Here is a 17,393-nt window from a genome sequence, read left to right as displayed (position 1 = left end):
GCCGAGGCGACCGCGCGGATACGCCAGTGGTACGCGCGCCGCACCCCCGCCGCGCGGGAGCCCGCCGTGGCCGCCGTGCTCGCCGAGGGGATGCGCTGGCTGGAGCGGCCCTGGCCCGCGGTCGCCGAGGAGGCGGGGCTCGAACCCGTACTCGGGCAGGGCGACGGGAACCTCGCCAACTTCCTGTGGGACGGGGAGCGGGTGCGCGTCGTCGACTTCGAGGAGTCGGGCCGCAGCGACCGGGCCTTCGAACTCGCCGAGATCACCGAGCACGTCGGCTCGTGGGTCGACCCCGGCACCGTCTTCGACGCCGAGGAGTTCCTCGGCCTCGTGCCGCTGGACGCGGGCGAGCGGATCAGGCTGCTGGAGTGCCGGCGGCTGATCGCCCTCGTCTGGCTGCTCCTGCTCACCCGCGACGACCCGGCGCGCCCGCGCAACCCGCGCGGCACCGTGCGGGCGCAGGCGGCGCGGCTCGACGCGCTGCTCGGCCAGGAGGGCTGAGCACCGACCGGCGGCCCGGCCCCGTGCGAGGGATCACGGTGCCCCCTCTGGACGACATACCGACTAGTCGGCATGATGATCCGGAAGAGCCTCGGGAACACGGGCAGTGCCCGGGGACAGTGGCAGAGCCTTGGAGCCAGTGAAGGAGTCGAGCATGAGTGAGGACCCCCCGCCGGGCCTGGACCCCGGGCGGCTGCGCGCGTACCTGGACCGGGAACGGCCCGGGCTCGTGGCGGGCCCGCTGCGGGCGCGGCTCATCGAGGGCGGCCGGTCCAATCTGACGTACGCGGTGACGGACGGGGCGCGCCGCTGGGTCGTCCGGCGCCCGCCGCTGGGCCACGTGCTCGCGACGGCGCACGACATGCGCCGCGAGTACCGGGTGATGACGGCGCTCGCGGGGACGCCCGTGCCGGTGCCGCCGACCGTGCTGCTGTGCGAGGGCGAGGCGGCGGAGGCGGTGCTCGGGGCGCCGTTCTACGTCATGGACTTCGTCGAGGGCACCCCGTACCGCACCGCCGACGAGCTCGCCGGGCTCGGCCCGGAGCGCACGCGTGCCACCGTGCTCTCGCTCGTGGACACGCTCGTGGACCTGCACGCGGTGGACCCGGAGGCGGCCGGGCTCGGCGACTTCGGGCACCCGGACGGCTTCCTGGAGCGGCAGTTGCGCCGCTGGGCGAAGCAGCTCGACGCCTCGCGCAGCCGCGAGCTGCCGGGCATCGACCAGCTCCAGGAAGCCCTTGCCGCGCGGCTGCCCCGCTCCCCCGCGCCGACGGTCGTGCACGGCGACTACCGGCTCGACAACGTCCTCGTGGACGCGGACGACCGCATCACCGCCGTACTGGACTGGGAGATGTCCACGCTCGGCGACCCGCTGACCGACCTCGGCCTCCTCGCGATGTACAGCACGCCGCTGGAGCTGCCGGGCTCGCCCATCGCGACGAGCGCGTCCGCGCCCGGCTACCCGCTGCCCGGCGAGCTGATCGAGCGGTACGCGGCCCGCTCGGGCCGCGACGTCTCCGCGCTGTCCTGGTACACGGCCTTCGCCTGGTTCAAGCTCGCCGTGATCCTTGAGGGCATCCACTACCGCTTCACGCGCGGGCAGACCGTCGGCGCGGGCTTCGACCGCATCGGCGAACTCGTCCCCGTCTTCCTGCGTCACGGCCTCACCACCCTCAAGGAGGGCTGATCCATGGACTTCGCTTTCGACGCGCGCACCGAGGAACTGCGCGCGAAGCTCCTCGCCTTCATGGACGCGCACGTCTATCCGGCCGAGCAGACCGACGCCGTCCAGCGCGCCGCGCTCGACTCGCCGTGGCGCACGACGGACGTCGTCCGGGAGCTGAAGGCCGAGGCGCGGCGACAGGGCCTGTGGAACCTGTTCCTGCCCGACAGCGCGTACGGGGCCGGGCTGACGAACCTCCAGTACGCGCCGCTCGCCGAGATCACCGGGCGCAGCCCGCACCTCGCGCCGCTCGCGACGAACTGCGCCGCGCCCGACACGGGGAACATGGAGGTGCTGCACCAGTTCGGCACCGAGGAGCAGAAGAAGCGGTGGCTGGAACCGCTGCTCGCGGGCGAAATCCGCTCGGCCTTCGCGATGACGGAGCCGGAGGTGGCCTCCTCGGACGCGACGAACATCGAGACGCGTATCGAGCGCGACGGGGACGCGTACGTCGTCACCGGGCGCAAGTGGTACATCTCCGGGGCGATGAACCCGGACTGCGCGATCTTCATCGTGATGGGCAAGACCGACCCGGACGGGCCCGACCTCCGCCGCCAGCAGTCGATGATCCTCGTCCCGCGCGACACGCCGGGCGTCGAGGTGCGGCGCGCGATGTCGGTGTACGGCTTCCAGGACCACGCGCACGGCGGGCACGCGGAGGTCGTCTTCGACCACGCGCGGGTCCCCGCCGGGAACCTGGTCGGCGAGGAGGGCGGCGGCTTCGCGATCGCGCAGGCGCGGCTCGGCCCGGGGCGCATCCACCACTGCATGCGGCTCATCGGCATGGCCGAGCGGGCGATCGACCTCATGTGCGAGCGGGCGGTGTCCCGTACGGCCTTCGGGAAGCCGCTCGCCGCGCAGGGCGTCGTGGGCGAGTGGATCGCGGACGCGCGGGTCGCGGTGGAGCAGTTGCGGCTGCTCGTGCTGAAGACGGCGTGGCTCATGGACACGGTGGGGAACAAGGGGGCGCACACCGAGATCCAGTCGATCAAGATCGCGACGCCGCGGACGGTGGTCGGGATTCTCGACAAGGCGGTGCAGTTGTACGGGGCGGGTGGGGTGAGCCAGGACTATCCGCTCGCCGAGTTGTGGGCCGCCGCGCGGACGTTGCGGCTGGCGGACGGGCCGGACGAGGTGCATCAGCGGTCGCTCGCGCGGCGGGAGTTGAAACGGTTCGTGTGAACCCGGGCCGTGGGGTCCGCCCCTTGCGGGGCGGGCCCTCTTTTGCGCTTCGCGCGGTGTCCTCAAACTCCCCCAGCCTTCGGCCGGGAGGTACCCCCAGACGGGCTGGAGTTTGGTGCCGGTCGCGAATTTGGTGCGGGATTGCTCAGCGCCCTCAGCAGCAGGTCCGCCAAGTGGTCCGCCACTTCCTGGGGGCCCATCGGGCCGCCCGGTTTGTACCAGGTGGCCAGGTGGTGGACCGAGCCGAAGTGGTAGTCGACCACCAGGTCGGCGGGGGTGGCCGTGGAGAAGACGCCCTCCTTCTGGCCCAGCTCGATGAGGGCGCGGAAGCGTTCGTGGTAGCGGCGGCGTTCGGCGCGGACTTCCTTGTTCTTCTCGGGGCTCAGGTGGTGCATCGAGCGGAAGAAGATCGCGGCGTCGTCGAGGTTCTCGATCGTGGTGACGACGACGTCGGCCGCCGCCGCGCGCAGGCGGTCGGCGACCGGCCCGTCCGCGTTCACGTACGTGTCGAGACGCTGTTGCTGGAGGCGCAGGACGCGGGCGTAGACCTCCTGGAGGAGGTCCTCCTTCGACCCGAAGTAGTGGTAGAGGGCGCCCTTGGTGACCCCCGCCGCCTCCACGATCTCCTGCACCGAGGTGCGGTCGTAGCCCTGCTCGGCGAAGAGCCGCGTCGCGGCGGCGAGCAGCCGCTGGGGCACGGGGGTGCCGTCCCCCTCCGTCGTCCTGGCCACCGCTGCCGCCGCCTCTCGCTCTCGTCACGCTCGTTCTAGCGGGAACGCAGTTCCCGCCGCAGAATCTTCCCACTCGTCGTCTTCGGCAGCTCGGGCAGGATCTCGACCTCGCGCGGGTACTTGTACGCGGCGAGGCGCTCGCGGCAGTGCGCGACGAGCGCGGCGGCGTCCGCGGTGCTGTCGGGGCGCAGGCTCACGTACGCCTTGACGGACTCGCCGCGGTAGGAGTCGGGCACGCCGACGACGGCGGCCTCGCGCACGGCGGGGTGGGTGTACAGGACGTCCTCGACCTCGCGCGGCCAGACCTTGAAGCCCGAGGCGTTGATCATGTCCTTCTTGCGGTCGACGACGTAGAGCCAGCCGTCCGCGTCCATGATGCCGATGTCCCCGGTGCGCAGTTCGCCGCCGGGGAAGGTCTCGGCGGTCGCCTCGGGGCGCTGCCAGTACCCGGGGACGACCTGCGGACCGCTCACGACGATCTCGCCGCTCGCGCCGAGCGGTACCTCCCGGCCCTCGTCGTCGAGGATGCGCACGACGGTCTCGGGTCCCGGCACGCCGACCGCGAGGGTGCCGGACTCGGCGTCGACGGGGGCGCGGCGGCCCGGGGGCACGGAGGCGCAGGGGGCGGTGCACTCGGTGAGGCCGTAGCCGTTGTGGACGTAGGGGCCGAAGCGTTCGGCGAAGCCGTCGACCAGGGCGGGCGGGAGCGGGGCGCCGCCCGAGGCGATGTAGGTGAAGGAGGCGAAGTGCTCGCGGGTCGCCTCGGGCCGGGCCGCGAGAGCCATGAAGGCGGTCGCCGGGCCGACGGTGTAGGCGGGGCGGTGCTCGGCGAAGGCGTCGAGCACGGTGCCGGGCTCGAAGCGGTACGTGAGGATCAGCGTTCCCGCGTTCAGGAGGCAGGCGGCGAGTTCGCAGACCATGCCGGTGATGTGGAAGAGCGGCGCGAGCGCGAAGTAGCCGGCGCCCTCGGGGATGCCGGACCCGGTGCGCTGGCGCTCGGCGTTGTAGGCGATGTTCGCGTGCGTGTTGGTGGCGCCCTTGGGCCTGCCGCTCGTGCCGGAGGTGTAGCTGATGAGGGCGGTGTCGGCGCCGCCGGGGAGGACGAGGTCCGGGGCCGCGTGCCCGGCGCGGGCGATCTCGGCCAGGTCCTCGGTGTCGGCGGGGCGCGGCAGGGCCTCCCAGGTGAGCACGCGGGCGTCCTCACGGGTCTGGAAGCCGTGCTCGTCGGCGGTGAGCGCGAACCGTACGGGGCTGCCCTCGACGGCCTCGCGCAGGTACTTCTCCCAGGCGCGGTCGGAACAGACGAGGGCGCTCACCCCGGCGTCGCCGAGGACGTGCCGTACCTCGCCTGTCGTGTACATCGGGTTGACGGGCACGACGACGGCGCCCGCGCGCCAGGCGCCGAGGAGGGCGAGGACGAAGTGCGGCGTGTTCTGGAGCATGAGCGCGACGCGGTCGCCGGGGCGGATGCCGCGCGCGGCGAGGTGCCCCGCGACGGAGGCGGACAGGGCCTCGGTCCGCGCGTAGGTGAGGCGGCCGTCGAAGTAGGCGAGCGCGGTGCGCTCCGGGTGCGCGGCGGCGACGGCGAGGAAGGCGTGGACGGTCGAGTGCGGCGGGGTCACGGGGCGGCGCTGGGCCTCGTTGAGCACGCCGAGCCAGGGCTTCGCCGCGTAGGGGGACGGGGTCACTTCGCGGCCTCCCACTTCTGTTGCAGGTGGTTCATGGAGGTGAGCCAGGCGTCCGGGTCCGCGGCGCGGGCGCGGTAGTAGGCGGCGGTGCCCGGGTGCGGGAGGACGAGGAAGCGGTCCTCAGCCATCGCGGCGAAGAGCGCGTCGGCGACGGCGGCGGGCTCGACGGCGGTGGGCCGCAGGACGAGGTCGCCCGCGCTCCCGGCCGCGTCGAGCATCTCGGTGCGGACGCCCTCGGGGCACACGGCGTGCACGCGCAGCCCGCGGTGGCGGTACGTGACGGAGAGCCACTCGGCGAAGGCGAGGGCGCCGTGCTTGGTGACGCTGTACGGGGCCGAGCCGATCATGGTGAGGAGCCCGGCCGCGGAGACGGTCGAGACGAAGCGGCCGGTGCCGCGCTCCAGCCAGCCGGGGAGGAGAGTCTCGGCGGCGCGGACGTGGGCCATGACGTTGAGGTCCCAGGCGCGGGCCCACGCCTCGGCCGGGGCGGCCTCGGTGCCGGGGTCGCCGACGCCCGCGTTGGCACAGTAGACGTCGACGCGCCCGCCGAGCGCCTCGCGGGCCCTCCCGGCGACCGTTCCGGCGTCGCCGGGGACCGCGAGCCCGCCGATCTCCTCGGCGACGGCCGCCGCGCGTTCGGGATCGCGGTCGTTGACGGCGACCCGCGCGCCCTCGGCGGCGAACCGGCGGGCGAGCGCCGCGCCGATCCCGGCTCCCGCGCCGGTCACGACGACGGCGGCGTCCTTCAGGGATTCCACGAGCGGGTCTCCTTCGACTCGACGCTGAGACGCGGACCGGGAGCGCCCTGCCTGTCGCCCCGGCCCGTTCCGGGCAGACTAACCAGTCGGTATGTCGTGGGGGAAGGGGTGCGACAAGAGCGCGGGAAGCATGGTCACGCGGGGTGGCAGGGGTTAGCGTGCGGGGCACACGAGTACCCGGCGATCTTGGAAGGCATGGCATGAACCTGTCCAGAAGAGGGCTGTTGGCGGCGGGCGGTCTCGCGGGCGCGGGCGCGCTCACCCCGGCGCTCGGCCCCTCCGCCGCCGCCGCGCCGCGTGGCACCCGTACCGGATTCGAGGTCCTCGCGGAGGACGGCTACCGCCTGCTCGCGGGCAGGACGGTCGGGCTCGTCACCAACCCGACGGGGGTGACACGGGACCTGCGCCACCTCGTGGACGTACTGCACGCCGAGCCGCGCGTGCGGCTCACGGCGGTCTTCGGGCCCGAGCACGGTTTCCGCGGCACGGCGCAGGCGGGCGGCTCGGAGGGGAGGAGCACGGACCCGGCGACCGGGCTGCCCGTCTACGACACGTACCTGAAGAGCGGTCAGGCGCTCGCGGACGTCTTCACGGCCTCGGGCGTGGACACGGTGGTGTTCGACATCCAGGACGCGGGGGCGCGCTTCTACACGTACATCTGGACCCTGTACGACTGCATGGAGGCGGCGGCGCTCGCGGGGAAGCGGTTCGTCGTGCTCGACCGGCCCAACCCGCTGGGCGGCCGGGACGCGTACGGGCCGGTGCTGCACGAGGAGTTCGCGAGTTTCGTGGGGCGCGAGCCGATCGCGCAGCAGCACGGGATGACGGTCGCCGAGCTGGCGCGGCTCTTCAACGGGGAGTTCCTGGCGAAGCCCGTGCGCCTGGAGACGGTGCTGATGCGGGGCTGGCGGCGTACGGACTTCTTCGACGCGAGCGGGCTGCCGTGGGTGCCGCCGAGCCCGAACATGCCGACCCCGGACACGGCGCTCGTCTACCCGGGCACGTGCCTGTTCGAGGGCACGACGCTCTCCGAGGGGCGCGGCACGACGCGGCCCTTCGAACTCCTCGGCGCGAAGGGGATCGACGCGCGCTGGGCGGCGGAGGCGAACGCGCTGGGCCTGCCCGGGGTGCGCTTCCGGGAGGCGTACTTCGCGCCCTCGTTCTCGAAGTTCACGGGCGAGACGATCGGCGGGGTGCAGGTGCACGTCACGGATCGCGAGCGCTTCGAGCCGGTACGGACCGGGATCGGGCTGCTCGTGACCGCGAAGAAGGTGTGGCCGGACTTCGCGTGGCGCGAGGACCTGGCGATCGACCGGCTGAGCGGGTCCACGACCGTGCGGACGATGGTCGACGCGGGGGCGGGCACGGACGCGATCACGGCGGCGTGGGCGGCGGAGCTGGCGCGCTTCCGGCGGACGCGGCGTAAGTACCTGCTGTACAGGTGAGGACGCGGGGAGGGGCGAGGGGCGGCGCCCATGCGGGTCGCCGCCCCTCCCCCGTACCTCAGCCGTGCCTCAGCGGTGGCGCGGGTACTCCACGACCTGCTGGTAGGTGGGCCGGTTCTGCCACTGGAAGGCCCCGTGCGTGATGCCGCCGAGGGCGCGGTGGATGATCGCGTCCGAGCACCACTGGTCGCCCGCCCCGCAGGAGTCGTCCCCCGGGTAGACCTGGTCGGCGGGGACGGCGGCGGCCTGCGCGAGGGTCGTGAGGAGCGTCGTACGGCAGGCGCTCAGGTCGCCGGCGCCGCAGTACGTGGCGCCGAGCGGGCCCTCGACCTTGTCGCCGAGCACGGCGCGCAGGTCCTTGGAGACGTAGCCCCACCAGCCGTACTGGAACGCGGACCCCGCGTGCGCGCCGGTCGGGCCGTGCGCGGCGGAGGGGGACTCGTCGACGGTGAGGAGCGAGGTGAGCGAGGCGTAGAGCCCGTCGCCGAGCCCGGGCTTGAACTCGGCCTCGACCAGGCGCGGCCACCACGCGTCCATGATCCGCACGGCATCGCTGTGCCCGTACGACTTCGAGCCCTTCGACGTCTCCTTGCGCTGTGCCCCGTCGTCGAGCCAGGACTCCAACTGCTGGATCGCCGCGGCCTGTTGCGGGTCGGTGACCGGCTGGCTGCGGATCACCTCGAGGAGCGTGGGCAGGACGTCCTCGCCGCGCAGGTCGGTGACGGCCGCGTCGGCCATGGCGCGGGTGAGCGAGGCGCGCGTGACGCCGCCCTTGTCCGCGAGCGCCTTGACCCGGTCGTCCAGGAGGTCGGCGCGGTGCACGGCGCCGAGGCTCAGGTTGGCGGCCGTGTAGCCCTTGGCCTGCTTGTTGTTCCAGGAGACGTAGTAGTCCTGGTTCACGGACTGCGGGTGCTGGTCCGGCGGGGTGAGGGCGGAGGTGTTGTCGGTGGGGTCGAAGTCCTTCCACTCGTAGGCGGGTTCGGCCTTCACCGGGAAGGTGGCGTCGACATTCGCGGCGCGCACGGGGTTGGAGCCCGAGTTGTAGTAGGCGATGTCGCGCGAGTCGGCGTAGAACCAGTTGAAGGCGTAGGCGATGTGGCTCGCGGCGTCCTGGAAGCTCTTGGCGTCCTTGACGTAGCCGGGGTCGTTGAGCATCTGGAAGCCGACGATCGAATCGGCCTCGTGCCGGTACGTGGAGCGCAGCGAGGTGTACGCGACGGGCTTGCCGCCGACCGTGGCGCGGTGGGTCACGATGCCGTACTTGGTGCGGAAGACCTGCATGCGGTACGAGCCCTTCGCGGTGGAGTCCGCGAGGGTCGGGTTCCAGGAGTTGACGCGTTCCAGCTTCTCCATCGGCGTGCAGGTGCCGTGGTAGCGGTAGCCGGTGGAGTCCTTGGTGGCCGCCGAGCCGTCCGCGTTGCACAGCTCGACCGCGTACGTGTCGGTGATGTCCTGGCCCGCGCTCGTCGCCGACCACGAGTAGTCCTGGCCGCGCCCGAGCTGGATGTACATGCCGACGCCCGCGAAGGAGACGCCGCGCGCGCTGATGCCGGGGCCCTGGAGCTCCTGCTGCATGAGCAGTTGCGGCGCGAAGTAGCCGGTCTGCGGGCCGAAGACGGCGACCGGATGGCCGCTCGCGGTCCTCTTGCCGGAGACGAGCAGCGCGTTGGACATGCCCTTCTTGCTCGCGTCCCCGGAGAAGAGGTCGCTCGGCAGGACGCCGTCGTCGAAGACGCCCTGCAAGGGCTTGAGGCTCTTCGGCGCCGTCACCGGGTCCTTCGCCGGCTTGGCCTGGGCGGCGCTGCCCGTGCGGTCGAAGAGGAGGGGTTCCTTCGTGACGGAGCCCGCGTCGGGCATGGCGAGCCCGGCGGCGTTCGCGGGCTTCTCGGCGTACGGGAAGGCCGTGCCGTCGTGGATCGTGGCGACGGTCTCGGGGTCGTCGCGCTGGCGGAAGGACTCCCAGACCCGGGTGCCCTTCTCGACGCCGTACTTCTGCTGCGCCGAGAGCAGCGAGAGCGCTTGGTCGACCTCGCCGCCGCCGCCGTTGCCGAAGAGCCCGCCGACGACGGAGGCGAGCGCGATCATGTCCGTGACCTTGAAGGGCTCGATGTCACCGGCGTTGGTGATCGGGTCGATCTTGCCCGTGAGGTCGTACTCGCCGGGGAAGTAGCGGCCCTTCTTCGCCTTCTCGCGGTAGGCGTTGAGGCCGTCGATGTACGCCTGCGCGTCGTTCATGGCCTGCTCGCCGCGCGCCCCGTTGTGGCCGCGGATGTAGTCGACCTGCTTCTGGAGGTCGTCCTCCGTGTACGGGGCCTGCGGCCAGAACTCCTGCTCCAGGCCCTGGTTGGCGAGCGCGCCGCCCGCGAAGGAGGTCAGCTCGCCGCGGCCGATGTGCCGGAAGAGGTCGATGAGCCACAGGCGGTCCTGGCCGGCCGCGTACCCGGCGCCGAACTCGGTGCCGTAGCGCGTCGTGCCCTTGATGTGCGGGATGCCGTACTTCTTGTCGCGCGTGATCGTGACGTCGTCGCGCGGCGAGGTCACGGACTCGGTGTCCGCCTTGCTCACCCCGAAGGAGGCGTCGTCGAAGAAATTTCCGAGCTGTGCGTCGGTGAGCGAGGGGTACCCGGACGACAGGGAGTCATAGGTGGCGAGCTGATCCTCGGCGTGCTTCGGCTGGGTGCCGAAGACCTTGTGGGCGAGGATCTCGGCGAGTGTCGCGTTGCCATTGGTTCCCGGCGGCAGGATGTCCGCGCACTGCTGGTCGCAGTAGTCGTCCGGGTCACCGGCGGCGACGGCGGTCCCGGCCGCGAGCGGACTCAACAGGCCCGCGGTGAGCGCGAACACGGCGGCGGCGACGAAGGTGGTGGTTCTTCGCGTGGTACGGGTGACGCGGGACGAGACGGTGGTACGGGTGTGGTGCGCTGGGCCACGGCCGGCAAGGCGGCCGTGGTGGGGGGTGCGGCTCCGCATCCTGGCTCCAATCGCCCCCGCTGAGGGGGAGGTTCCCGACAAGGGTGAGCGGGAGGTTACCGCCGGTACGCCCAGCGTGGGCATGGGTCGGTGGACCTGTTCGCAGGATCGTCGCAAAGCCGCCGCTTCTTCGAGGGAGCCGATCGAGGGGCTGCCTCGTCCGAACGACAGCACCCCGAGAGCGGTGCCGGTACGGATGACGGAGGTGCAAGGCTGATGGCCGGATTCCGGAGTCTCGCGAGACAGGCCCGCGACCCGCGGGCGGATTTGGCACTGCGGCGCTGGAGTCTGCGCAAGTGCCTGGAGATCTTCGCCCCTTACGGGCACCGGGCGACGTGGGACCACCTGTGCGCGCGCTGGGGCTTCGGCCCCGAGGACCGCGCCCCCGACCCCGCGCGGCTGCGGGGCGCGGTGGACGAGCTGGAGCGGGCGCGCGAGGTGTGGCTCGCGTACGAACGGGCCTTCGCGGTCAGGCGGCGGGCCGAGAAGCGGGCGGGGCTGCGCCGCCCGGGCGCGGTGGACGACTGGCACCGGCGCACGTGGGGCGGTTTCGGCATCGCGTGGTGCGCGGACCCCGGCACGCACCCGGACGCGCCGCTGCCCGAGGTGCTCGGGCGGCTCATCGCGGCCCTGGAGCGGGAACCGGGCGAGCGGTGCCCGGTGTGCGGAAGCGACGCGCTGCGCTGGCGCGAGGACGTGGCACCGCTCTGCACGGGCTGCGGCATCACGGTCCCGCTCCCGGCGCTGAGCGCGGCGGCGGTACGGCGGGCGCGCGGGGAGGGGCGGGCGCTGGTGGGGGTGTGAGGCGGGGCCGCGTACGGCCGGCGGGGTGGGGCGTACGCGACCGGTGGGTGCGAGGTACGGCTACAGGAACACGCAGAACGGGTGGCCGACCGGGTCGATGAGCACGCGTACGTCGTCCTGCGGCTGGTACGCGGCGAGGCGGGCGCCGCAGGAGAGCGCGTGCGCCTCGGCGGCGGCGAGGTCGTCGACCTGGAAGTCGAGGTGCGTCTGCATCTGCTGGGCGCCGGGCTCGGCGGGCCACACGGGCGGGGTGTACGAGGGCTCGGCCTGGAAGGAGATCCCCGTACCGCCGCCGTCCGGCACGAGCTTCGCCCAGCCCTCCTCCTGCTGCGTCAACGGCCAGCCCAGCAGGCGCTGGTAGAACCCGGCGAGCGCCAGCGGGTCCGGCGCGTCGAGCACGACACCGCTGAGGAACAGCGGGGGCCGGCCGGGACGGGCGGGCGGGATGCCGGAGGTCATGGGGGACTCCTGTGCGAGAGGGCCGGGTGAGGCGGGCCGGGCGGGGCGCGTCCACTCTGCCCCCGCCGTCCCGCCTCCGCCAGACCCCACGCCGCGGCCCGGCCGCGCCGGGGCGGGTCAGGCGCGGTCGTGGAGGGTGATCCGGTAGCCGTCGGGGTCGGCGAAGGCGAAGGTGCGGCCGAAGGGGCCGTCGACCGGCGGGGAGACGATGGTGTGACCGTCGGCGGCGAGGGCGTCGTGGATGTCCTGGACGCCGGTGGCGTGGAGCCAGATCGCGGTGCCGACGCCGGGCTCGGGAACGGAGGCGAGATCGGTGCCGGGGACGAGGTCGCGGAGCGCGAACGCGATCGGCTTCGTGTCGAAGACGACGGCGTGCGGGGGCCCGGATTGTGCGCGGACGAGGCCGAGGTACTGCTCGTAGAACGCCTGCGAGGCGTCGAGGTCGCGTACCTGGAGCGAGATGAAGTCGGGGCCGGTGGCGGGCATGGCGGTACTCCTCCGTGTCGTGTCAGATGCCTGACACGACTCACCGTATGTCAGACTTCTGACATGAGTCAAAAGGGTGCCGGGATCGACCTGGACAAGTCACTGGGCTACCTGCTGAAGGAGGCGTCGAGCGCGCTGCGCACGGCCATGGAGGCGGTGCTCCGGCCGCTCGGGATGACCGTGACGCACTACTCGTGCCTCGAACTGCTCGCGCAGCGGCCGGGGTTGTCGAACTCCGAGCTGGCGCGCGGCGCGTTCGTGACGCGGCAGTCGATGAACGTGCTGCTCCAGAACCTGGAGCGGGAGGGCTACGTGAGCAGGCCCGCGCGGGCGCCGCACGGGAAGGCCATTCCCGCGACGCTCACGCCCCGCGGGCGGCAGAGCCTGGAGAAGGCGACCGCGGCGGTGCGTTCCGTCGAGCTCCGCATGCTCTCCGGCATGACGGAGGCCGAGCAGTCGGACGCGTTCCGGGCCCTGCGGAGCATGGTGCGTTCCCTGGGCGCGGCGGACGAGGGCGCGTGACCCGTGTCCGCCCGCGTTACCGCTTCTCCCGCCGCGCCTGGAGCAGCTGGGAGCCCGTGATGCGCTCGCCGTAGACGTCGTCCGGGTTGGAGAGGACGCAGGTCTCCAGGGACAGGCAGCCGCACCCGATGCAGCCGCTCAGGTGGTCGCGCAGGAGCTGGAGGCGGCGGATGCGGTCGTCCAGTTCGGTGCGCCAGCGCTCCGAGAGGCGGGCCCAGTCCTCCTCGGTCGGGGTGCGCTCCTCGGGCAGGCCGGCGAGCGCTTCGCGGATCGTGGCGAGCGGGATGCCGACGCGCTGCGCGGCGCGGACGAAGGCGACCCTGCGGAGGGTGTCGCGCGCGTAGCGGCGCTGGTTGCCGGAGGTGCGGCGGCTCGCGATGAGGCCCTTGGCCTCGTAGAAGTGGAGCGCGGAGACGGCCGCCCCGCTGCGCGCGGAGAGCTGTCCGACGGTGAGTTCCTGCACGGTTTCCGGGATCTGCGGCACCCGGCCCAGCGTACGGGAGGGCTTGCGCCCGCCGCCGTCGACAGCGGAGCCCGGACGCCCTGGGCGGCAGCGCCCGCCGCCGTTGACAGCGGAGCCCGGACCCATGATGCTGAGCAAGCGCTTAGACATACTCGCGGAAGGTGGCAGTCATGGCGGAGCCGAGGGTTTTCTCCTCGCCGGAGGAGCTGAAGGGCGCGGTCGGGGACCGGCTCGGGTACACCGACTGGATCGAGATCGACCAGCGGCGCATCGACCTGTTCGCCGAGGCGACCGGCGACCACCAGTGGATTCACGTGGACCCGGAGCGCGCGGCGAAGGAGTCCCCCTTCGGCACGACGATCGCGCACGGCTACCTCACGCTCTCGCTGCTCCCGCTCTTCGCGCCCCAGCTCATGGGCCTCGCGGGCGTCAAGATGGGCGTGAACTACGGCACCAACAAGGTCCGTTTCCCCGCCCCCGTCCCGGTCGGCTCGCGCGTGCGGGCGACGGGCACGGTGACGGACGTGAGCGAGGTGACGGGCGGCGTGCAGGTCACGGTCGCCTTCACCGTGGAGCGCGAGGGCGGCGAGAAGCCGGTGTGCGTCGCGGAGTCGGTGAGCCGCTTCTACCTCTGAGCCCCGGCTCTCAGCTCTCGGCACTTCCCGTCGGCGCCGCCCCCACCATCCGCAGCACGAGGTCCCCGTACAGGTCCCCGATCTGCTCCGGGGTGCGGCGCCCGGCCGCGTTGAACCAGCGGGCGACGTCGATGCACAGCGAGAGCACGGCGAGCGTGGTGCCGGGCACGTCCGGCACGTCGAAGGCGCCCGAGCGCACGCCGTCCTCGATGACGCCCCGGACGACCGCCTCGGTGCGGCGGCGCAGGGCGACGATCTCGGTGCGGTGCCCGGGGTCGAGCGCGTCGAGTTCGTACTGCACGATGCGGGCCGTCGTGTGGTGCGCCGCGTGCCAGCGGACGAAGGCGCGGACGGACTCGGCGAGGCGCCGCACCGCGCCGCCCGGGCTCTCGGCCGCCTCGCTGAGGACGGCGAGGGACTTGTCGTGCCCCACCCGGCTGATGCGGTGGAGCAGTTCCTCCTTGGTGCGGTAGTGGATGTAGAGCGCGGCGGGGCTCATGCCCGCGCGCCCGGCGATGTCGCGCGTCGTGGTGGCGTGGAAGCCCCGCTCGGCGAACGCCTCCACGGCGGCGACGAGCAGGCGCCGTGCCGCGTCGGGCGTCACGTCGGCCCAGGGCGCGTCCTCCACCTCGTAGGCGTCCTCCGCCTCATGGGCGTTTTCCGCCGCGTCGACGGGGGTCTCCCCGGCCGACAGTCCGTCCCCGGGACGCCGCGCCGCGCTCATCGCCCACCTCTTCCCGTACGGAACCGCTTCACGGAGACACACCCTAACCCCAAAACTGAGCGGGCGCTTAGTGAGTGGTCCGACGGTGGGGTACTCAGGTGAAGGGGTCGTTCGCCGCGAGGAGCTTGTCGACACGTGCCTGGTCGACGCGGTTGATGAGCCGGTCCGCCTCCTGCCGGTCGCGGATGACCTTGGCGAGGGTGAAGGCGGAGGTGACGAGGAAGAGGACGGCGACGGCGAGGAAACCCCGCACCCACGCGTCCGCTTCGAGCCGGAGGATACCGAGCGCCGTGGCGAGCAGCGCGACGGCGAAGGAGGCGATGGCCTGGCCGAAATAGGCCCCGGTGGGCCCGGCCTTGGCGGGTGTGTCGGTCATGGCACGAGCGTGCCGCGCGGAGCCCGGAAGGACATCCGCACGGCTACTCAGCCGGGGGTGAGCACGACGTCACCGCCGGGCGCCCCGGCCCTCAGAAGGCGGAGACCCCCGTCAGCTCCCGTCCGATGAGGAGCTTCTGGATCTGGCTCGTGCCCTCGTAGAGGGTCATGACGCGGGCGTCGCGCAGGAGCTTGCCCACCGGGTACTCGTCGATGTAGCCGTATCCGCCGTGCACTTGGAGCGCGTTGTTCGCGGCGCGCACCGCGGCCTCGGAGGCGAAGAGCTTGGCGCGCGACGCGGCGCCGGTGAAGGGCTCGCCCCGGTCGATGAGATCGGCGACGCGCCAGGTCAGCAGGCGGGCCGCGTCGACGTCGAGGGCGATGTCGGCGAGGAGTTCCTGCACGAGCTGGTGGCCCGCGATGGGCTTGCCGAACTGCTCGCGCTCCTTGGCGTAGCCGAGCGCGGCGTCCAGCGCGGCCTGCGCGATGCCGACACAGCCCGCGGCGACCGACATGCGGCCCTTGGCGAGCGCGGACATCGCGACCGAGAAGCCCTTGCCCTCCGGGCCGAGCAGCGCAGAGCCGGGCACGCGCACCCCGTCGAGGGTGAGTTCGGCGGTCGCCTGGCCGCGCAGGCCGAGCTTTCCGTGCAGGGTGCGGCGCTCGAATCCGGGGGTGTCGGTGGGGACGAGGAAGGCGGAGACGCCCTTGTGCCCGGGCGCGTCGCCCGAGCGGGCGAAGACGAGGGCGAGGTCGGCCCACGTGCCGTTGGTGATGAACATCTTGCCGCCGGTGAGCAGCCAGTCGTCCCCGTCGCGCACGGCGCGCGTGGTGAGCGCGCCCGCGTCGGAGCCGGTGCCCGGCTCGGTGAGCGCGAAGCAGCCCACGGACCGGCCGGACGTCAGCCCCGGGAGCCAGCGCCGCTTCTGCGCCTCGTCGCCCCACGCGGCGAGCGTCTTCGCGACGAGCCCGAGCGAGACGGAGACGATGCCGCGCACCGAGGAGTCGGCACGGCCCAGTTCCTCCGTCACGAGGCAGTACGTGAAGTGGTCGCCGCCGCTGCCCCCGTACTCCTCGTCGATCGTCAGGCCCAGGAAGCCGACCTCGCCGAGCTTCGCGACGATGCCGCGGTCGACGCTCTCGGCGCGGTCCCACTCGCGCACGTACGGGACCACCTCGCGCGCCACGAAGTCCCGCGCCAGGCCGCGGGCCGCCTCCTGTTCCTCGCTCAGCCGCAGGTCCACGCCGTGCCTCCACCGTTCCACGAGACTTTAATTAGCACCGCTAGTTTTAGCGTCCGGCCCTACTATGTGCCGCATGGCCCGACCGCGCAAGCCCCTCCTGAGTACGGGGCGCATCGTCGAAGCCGCTCGCGCGCTCGTCGACGCGGAGGGGCTCGCGGCGCTGTCCACGCGCAGGCTCGCGGCGGAACTCGGGGTGAGCGGGCCCTCCCTCTACAACCACTTCGGCACGAAGGACGAACTGCTCGACGCCGTCGCCGACTCGGTGAGCGCCCAGGTCGACCTGTCGATGTTCGAGGACGGCCGTCCCTGGCGCGCCGCGCTCGACGACTGGGCCCGCTCCTACCGCGCCGCGCTCGCCCGCCACCCGCACCTCGCCCCCGTCCTCGCGCGCGGCCCCGGGCGCCGCCCGGCGGCCCTGCGGCTCGCGGACGCGGTCTTCGGCGCGCTCACGGAGGCGGGCTGGCCGCCCGCGCAGGCGACGTCGATCGGCGCGGTGCTGCGCTGGTACGTGGTGGGCTCGGCCCTCGGCTCCTTCGCCGGCGGCTTCGTCCCCGACGAGAACACCTACGACCCGGCCGACTACCCCCACCTCGGCCAGGCCCACCTCCTCGCCGAACGCGGCGGCACGGTGGACGAACGCGCCTTCGCGACGGGCCTGCGCGCGCTGCTCGACGGCTTCGAGCGGCAGTACGGGGAACTGGGGGCGGGGGCCGGGGAACCGGGGAGCGGGTGAGGCACGGGGCCCGGCCCCGGCGCCCCGCCCGGCACGTGCGCCCCGTCTTCCGCGTGTGCTCCCGTTCCCCGGCGCTCACGCCCGCCAGACTTCCCCGCATGACCGCACCCCGGCCCGCCCCCGTCCCGCCGCCCCGCCGCCTCCGCTTCGACGGCTGGATCGCCGGGCTCGGCACCGCCTCGGGGACCCGGCTCGTGCTCGGGCACTGGCCGCGCTCCCCGTTCGGGGCGTTCAGCGACGTGATGGTGGCGGGCCCGGACGGACGGCGGGTGCTGCTCGCGCCGCGCGCGGACGTCGCGGAGTTCGTCGCGGCCACGTACCGCTTCGAGGAGGTGGGCGTCGTACCGGTCGAGGTCGTACGGGACGGCTCGGCGTGGAGCGTGACGGCGGGTCCGCTGCGGCTGCGGCTGCGCGCCGGGCGCCGCACCCCGCTCGGCGCGCTGCTGCGCCG

Annotated in this window: 17 protein-coding genes and 2 pseudogenes; 9 read left to right on the top strand and 10 right to left on the bottom strand. The window is 73.1% G+C overall.

Features of this window, described 5'->3' with window-relative positions; translation table 11 throughout:
• From G3I42_RS18925 to G3I42_RS18915, 3 genes are all read left to right on the top strand, one after another.
• A partial coding sequence (locus G3I42_RS18925; protein WP_164287493.1) for a phosphotransferase occupies positions 1-501 on the top strand: 501 nt, incomplete at its 5' end.
• Positions 502-655: 154 nt separating this feature from the next.
• Entirely contained in the window at positions 656-1,687 is a 1,032-nt protein-coding gene (locus tag G3I42_RS18920) for a phosphotransferase family protein (RefSeq protein ID WP_164287491.1), read from the top strand.
• A 3-nt stretch (positions 1,688-1,690) separates the two neighbouring features.
• Positions 1,691-2,905 (top strand): acyl-CoA dehydrogenase family protein, encoded by a 1,215-nt coding sequence (locus G3I42_RS18915; RefSeq protein WP_164287489.1) that lies wholly within the window; start codon positions 1,691-1,693, stop codon positions 2,903-2,905.
• 146 nt (positions 2,906-3,051) lie between these two features.
• Here G3I42_RS18915 and G3I42_RS18910 read toward each other — a convergent pair.
• From G3I42_RS18910 to G3I42_RS18900, 3 genes and pseudogenes are all read right to left on the bottom strand, one after another.
• Positions 3,052-3,636: pseudogene (locus tag G3I42_RS18910) on the bottom strand (TetR/AcrR family transcriptional regulator); the annotation flags it as partial.
• Positions 3,637-3,671: 35 nt separating this feature from the next.
• Positions 3,672-5,324 (bottom strand): AMP-binding protein, encoded by a 1,653-nt coding sequence (locus G3I42_RS18905; protein ID WP_164287487.1) that lies wholly within the window; start codon positions 5,322-5,324, stop codon positions 3,672-3,674.
• Positions 5,321-6,082 carry an SDR family NAD(P)-dependent oxidoreductase gene (locus G3I42_RS18900; protein WP_164287485.1) on the bottom strand — a complete coding sequence of 254 codons (762 nt, stop codon included), beginning with the start codon at positions 6,080-6,082 and terminating at the stop codon, positions 5,321-5,323. Before G3I42_RS18900 ends, G3I42_RS18905 begins: the two co-directional genes overlap by 4 nt.
• Positions 6,083-6,282: 200 nt before the next feature.
• On the opposite strand from G3I42_RS18900, the gene G3I42_RS18895 reads away from it, so the two are divergent.
• Complete coding sequence (locus tag G3I42_RS18895; RefSeq protein WP_164287483.1) at positions 6,283-7,527, top strand: DUF1343 domain-containing protein; 1,245 nt, start codon at positions 6,283-6,285, stop codon at positions 7,525-7,527.
• Positions 7,528-7,596: 69 nt separating this feature from the next.
• On the opposite strand, the gene G3I42_RS18890 is transcribed toward G3I42_RS18895, so the two are convergent.
• On the bottom strand, positions 7,597-10,497 hold the full coding sequence (locus tag G3I42_RS18890; protein ID WP_164287481.1) for a penicillin acylase family protein: 2,901 nt from the start codon (positions 10,495-10,497) through the stop codon (positions 7,597-7,599).
• A 216-nt stretch (positions 10,498-10,713) separates the two neighbouring features.
• Here G3I42_RS18890 and G3I42_RS18885 point away from each other — a divergent pair, with 216 nt between their 5' ends.
• A complete protein-coding gene (locus G3I42_RS18885; protein ID WP_164287479.1) occupies positions 10,714-11,301 on the top strand; it encodes a hypothetical protein in 588 nt (195 codons plus the stop codon).
• A 60-nt stretch (positions 11,302-11,361) separates the two neighbouring features.
• On the opposite strand, the gene G3I42_RS18880 is transcribed toward G3I42_RS18885, so the two are convergent.
• On the bottom strand, positions 11,362-11,760 hold the full coding sequence (locus G3I42_RS18880; protein WP_164287477.1) for a VOC family protein: 399 nt from the start codon (positions 11,758-11,760) through the stop codon (positions 11,362-11,364).
• A 117-nt stretch (positions 11,761-11,877) separates the two neighbouring features.
• Positions 11,878-12,246, bottom strand: a complete 369-nt coding sequence (locus G3I42_RS18875; RefSeq protein ID WP_164287475.1) for a VOC family protein — start codon at positions 12,244-12,246, stop codon at positions 11,878-11,880.
• Between the two features lie 63 nt (positions 12,247-12,309).
• Between G3I42_RS18875 and G3I42_RS18870 the strand changes: the two genes are divergently transcribed.
• Positions 12,310-12,768, top strand: coding sequence for a MarR family transcriptional regulator (locus tag G3I42_RS18870; RefSeq protein WP_164287473.1), 459 nt, complete (start codon positions 12,310-12,312; stop codon positions 12,766-12,768).
• 16 nt (positions 12,769-12,784) lie between these two features.
• Here the strand turns inward: G3I42_RS18870 and soxR are convergent, their stop codons facing one another.
• Positions 12,785-13,252, bottom strand: coding sequence for a redox-sensitive transcriptional activator SoxR (gene soxR, locus G3I42_RS18865; protein ID WP_164287471.1), 468 nt, complete (start codon positions 13,250-13,252; stop codon positions 12,785-12,787).
• A gap of 149 nt (positions 13,253-13,401) precedes the next feature.
• Here soxR and G3I42_RS18860 point away from each other — a divergent pair, with 149 nt between their 5' ends.
• Positions 13,402-13,866: a MaoC family dehydratase gene (locus G3I42_RS18860; RefSeq protein WP_164287469.1), complete on the top strand. Its 465-nt coding sequence runs from the start codon at positions 13,402-13,404 to the stop codon at positions 13,864-13,866.
• Between the two features lie 10 nt (positions 13,867-13,876).
• Here G3I42_RS18860 and G3I42_RS18855 read toward each other — a convergent pair whose 3' ends face one another.
• The 3 genes from G3I42_RS18855 to G3I42_RS18845 all read right to left on the bottom strand — a co-directional run bounded on the left by G3I42_RS18855 (position 13,877) and on the right by G3I42_RS18845 (position 16,209).
• The gene (locus G3I42_RS18855) at positions 13,877-14,590 is read right to left on the bottom strand and encodes a TetR/AcrR family transcriptional regulator (RefSeq protein ID WP_164287468.1); all 714 of its coding nucleotides are present in this window, start codon (positions 14,588-14,590) and stop codon (positions 13,877-13,879) included.
• Between the two features lie 94 nt (positions 14,591-14,684).
• Positions 14,685-14,966: a YiaA/YiaB family inner membrane protein gene (locus G3I42_RS18850; protein ID WP_164287466.1), complete on the bottom strand. Its 282-nt coding sequence runs from the start codon at positions 14,964-14,966 to the stop codon at positions 14,685-14,687.
• Positions 14,967-15,057: 91 nt separating this feature from the next.
• Positions 15,058-16,209, bottom strand: coding sequence for an acyl-CoA dehydrogenase family protein (locus tag G3I42_RS18845; protein WP_164287464.1), 1,152 nt, complete (start codon positions 16,207-16,209; stop codon positions 15,058-15,060).
• Positions 16,210-16,282: 73 nt separating this feature from the next.
• On the opposite strand from G3I42_RS18845, the gene G3I42_RS18840 reads away from it, so the two are divergent.
• On the top strand, positions 16,283-16,942 hold the full coding sequence (locus tag G3I42_RS18840) for a TetR/AcrR family transcriptional regulator (RefSeq protein WP_164287462.1): 660 nt from the start codon (positions 16,283-16,285) through the stop codon (positions 16,940-16,942).
• 98 nt (positions 16,943-17,040) lie between these two features.
• Positions 17,041-17,393 (top strand): annotated as a pseudogene (locus tag G3I42_RS18835) (hypothetical protein); the annotation flags it as partial.

Origin of the sequence: Streptomyces sp. SID11385 (genome assembly GCF_010548245.1) — a bacterium.
Lineage (GTDB): Bacteria > Actinomycetota > Actinomycetes > Streptomycetales > Streptomycetaceae > Streptomyces.
Note: the sequence above shows the minus strand (reverse complement) of the source record. Positions and strands in the feature narration are given on the sequence as shown.

What these genes read in the sequence shown, in the direction of transcription:
- G3I42_RS18920 (WP_164287491.1), top strand. Translation starts at nt 656, where the DNA reads ATGAGTGAGGACCCCCCGCCGGGCCTGGACCCCGGGCGGCTGCGCGCG.
- G3I42_RS18915 (WP_164287489.1), top strand. Translation starts at nt 1,691, where the DNA reads ATGGACTTCGCTTTCGACGCGCGCACCGAGGAACTGCGCGCGAAGCTC.
- G3I42_RS18895 (WP_164287483.1), top strand. Translation starts at nt 6,283, where the DNA reads ATGAACCTGTCCAGAAGAGGGCTGTTGGCGGCGGGCGGTCTCGCGGGC.
- G3I42_RS18890 (WP_164287481.1), bottom strand. Translation starts at nt 10,497, where the DNA reads ATGCGGAGCCGCACCCCCCACCACGGCCGCCTTGCCGGCCGTGGCCCA.
- G3I42_RS18885 (WP_164287479.1), top strand. Translation starts at nt 10,714, where the DNA reads ATGGCCGGATTCCGGAGTCTCGCGAGACAGGCCCGCGACCCGCGGGCG.
- G3I42_RS18880 (WP_164287477.1), bottom strand. Translation starts at nt 11,760, where the DNA reads ATGACCTCCGGCATCCCGCCCGCCCGTCCCGGCCGGCCCCCGCTGTTC.
- G3I42_RS18875 (WP_164287475.1), bottom strand. Translation starts at nt 12,246, where the DNA reads ATGCCCGCCACCGGCCCCGACTTCATCTCGCTCCAGGTACGCGACCTC.
- G3I42_RS18870 (WP_164287473.1), top strand. Translation starts at nt 12,310, where the DNA reads ATGAGTCAAAAGGGTGCCGGGATCGACCTGGACAAGTCACTGGGCTAC.
- G3I42_RS18860 (WP_164287469.1), top strand. Translation starts at nt 13,402, where the DNA reads ATGGCGGAGCCGAGGGTTTTCTCCTCGCCGGAGGAGCTGAAGGGCGCG.
- G3I42_RS18855 (WP_164287468.1), bottom strand. Translation starts at nt 14,590, where the DNA reads ATGAGCGCGGCGCGGCGTCCCGGGGACGGACTGTCGGCCGGGGAGACC.
- G3I42_RS18850 (WP_164287466.1), bottom strand. Translation starts at nt 14,966, where the DNA reads ATGACCGACACACCCGCCAAGGCCGGGCCCACCGGGGCCTATTTCGGC.
- G3I42_RS18840 (WP_164287462.1), top strand. Translation starts at nt 16,283, where the DNA reads ATGGCCCGACCGCGCAAGCCCCTCCTGAGTACGGGGCGCATCGTCGAA.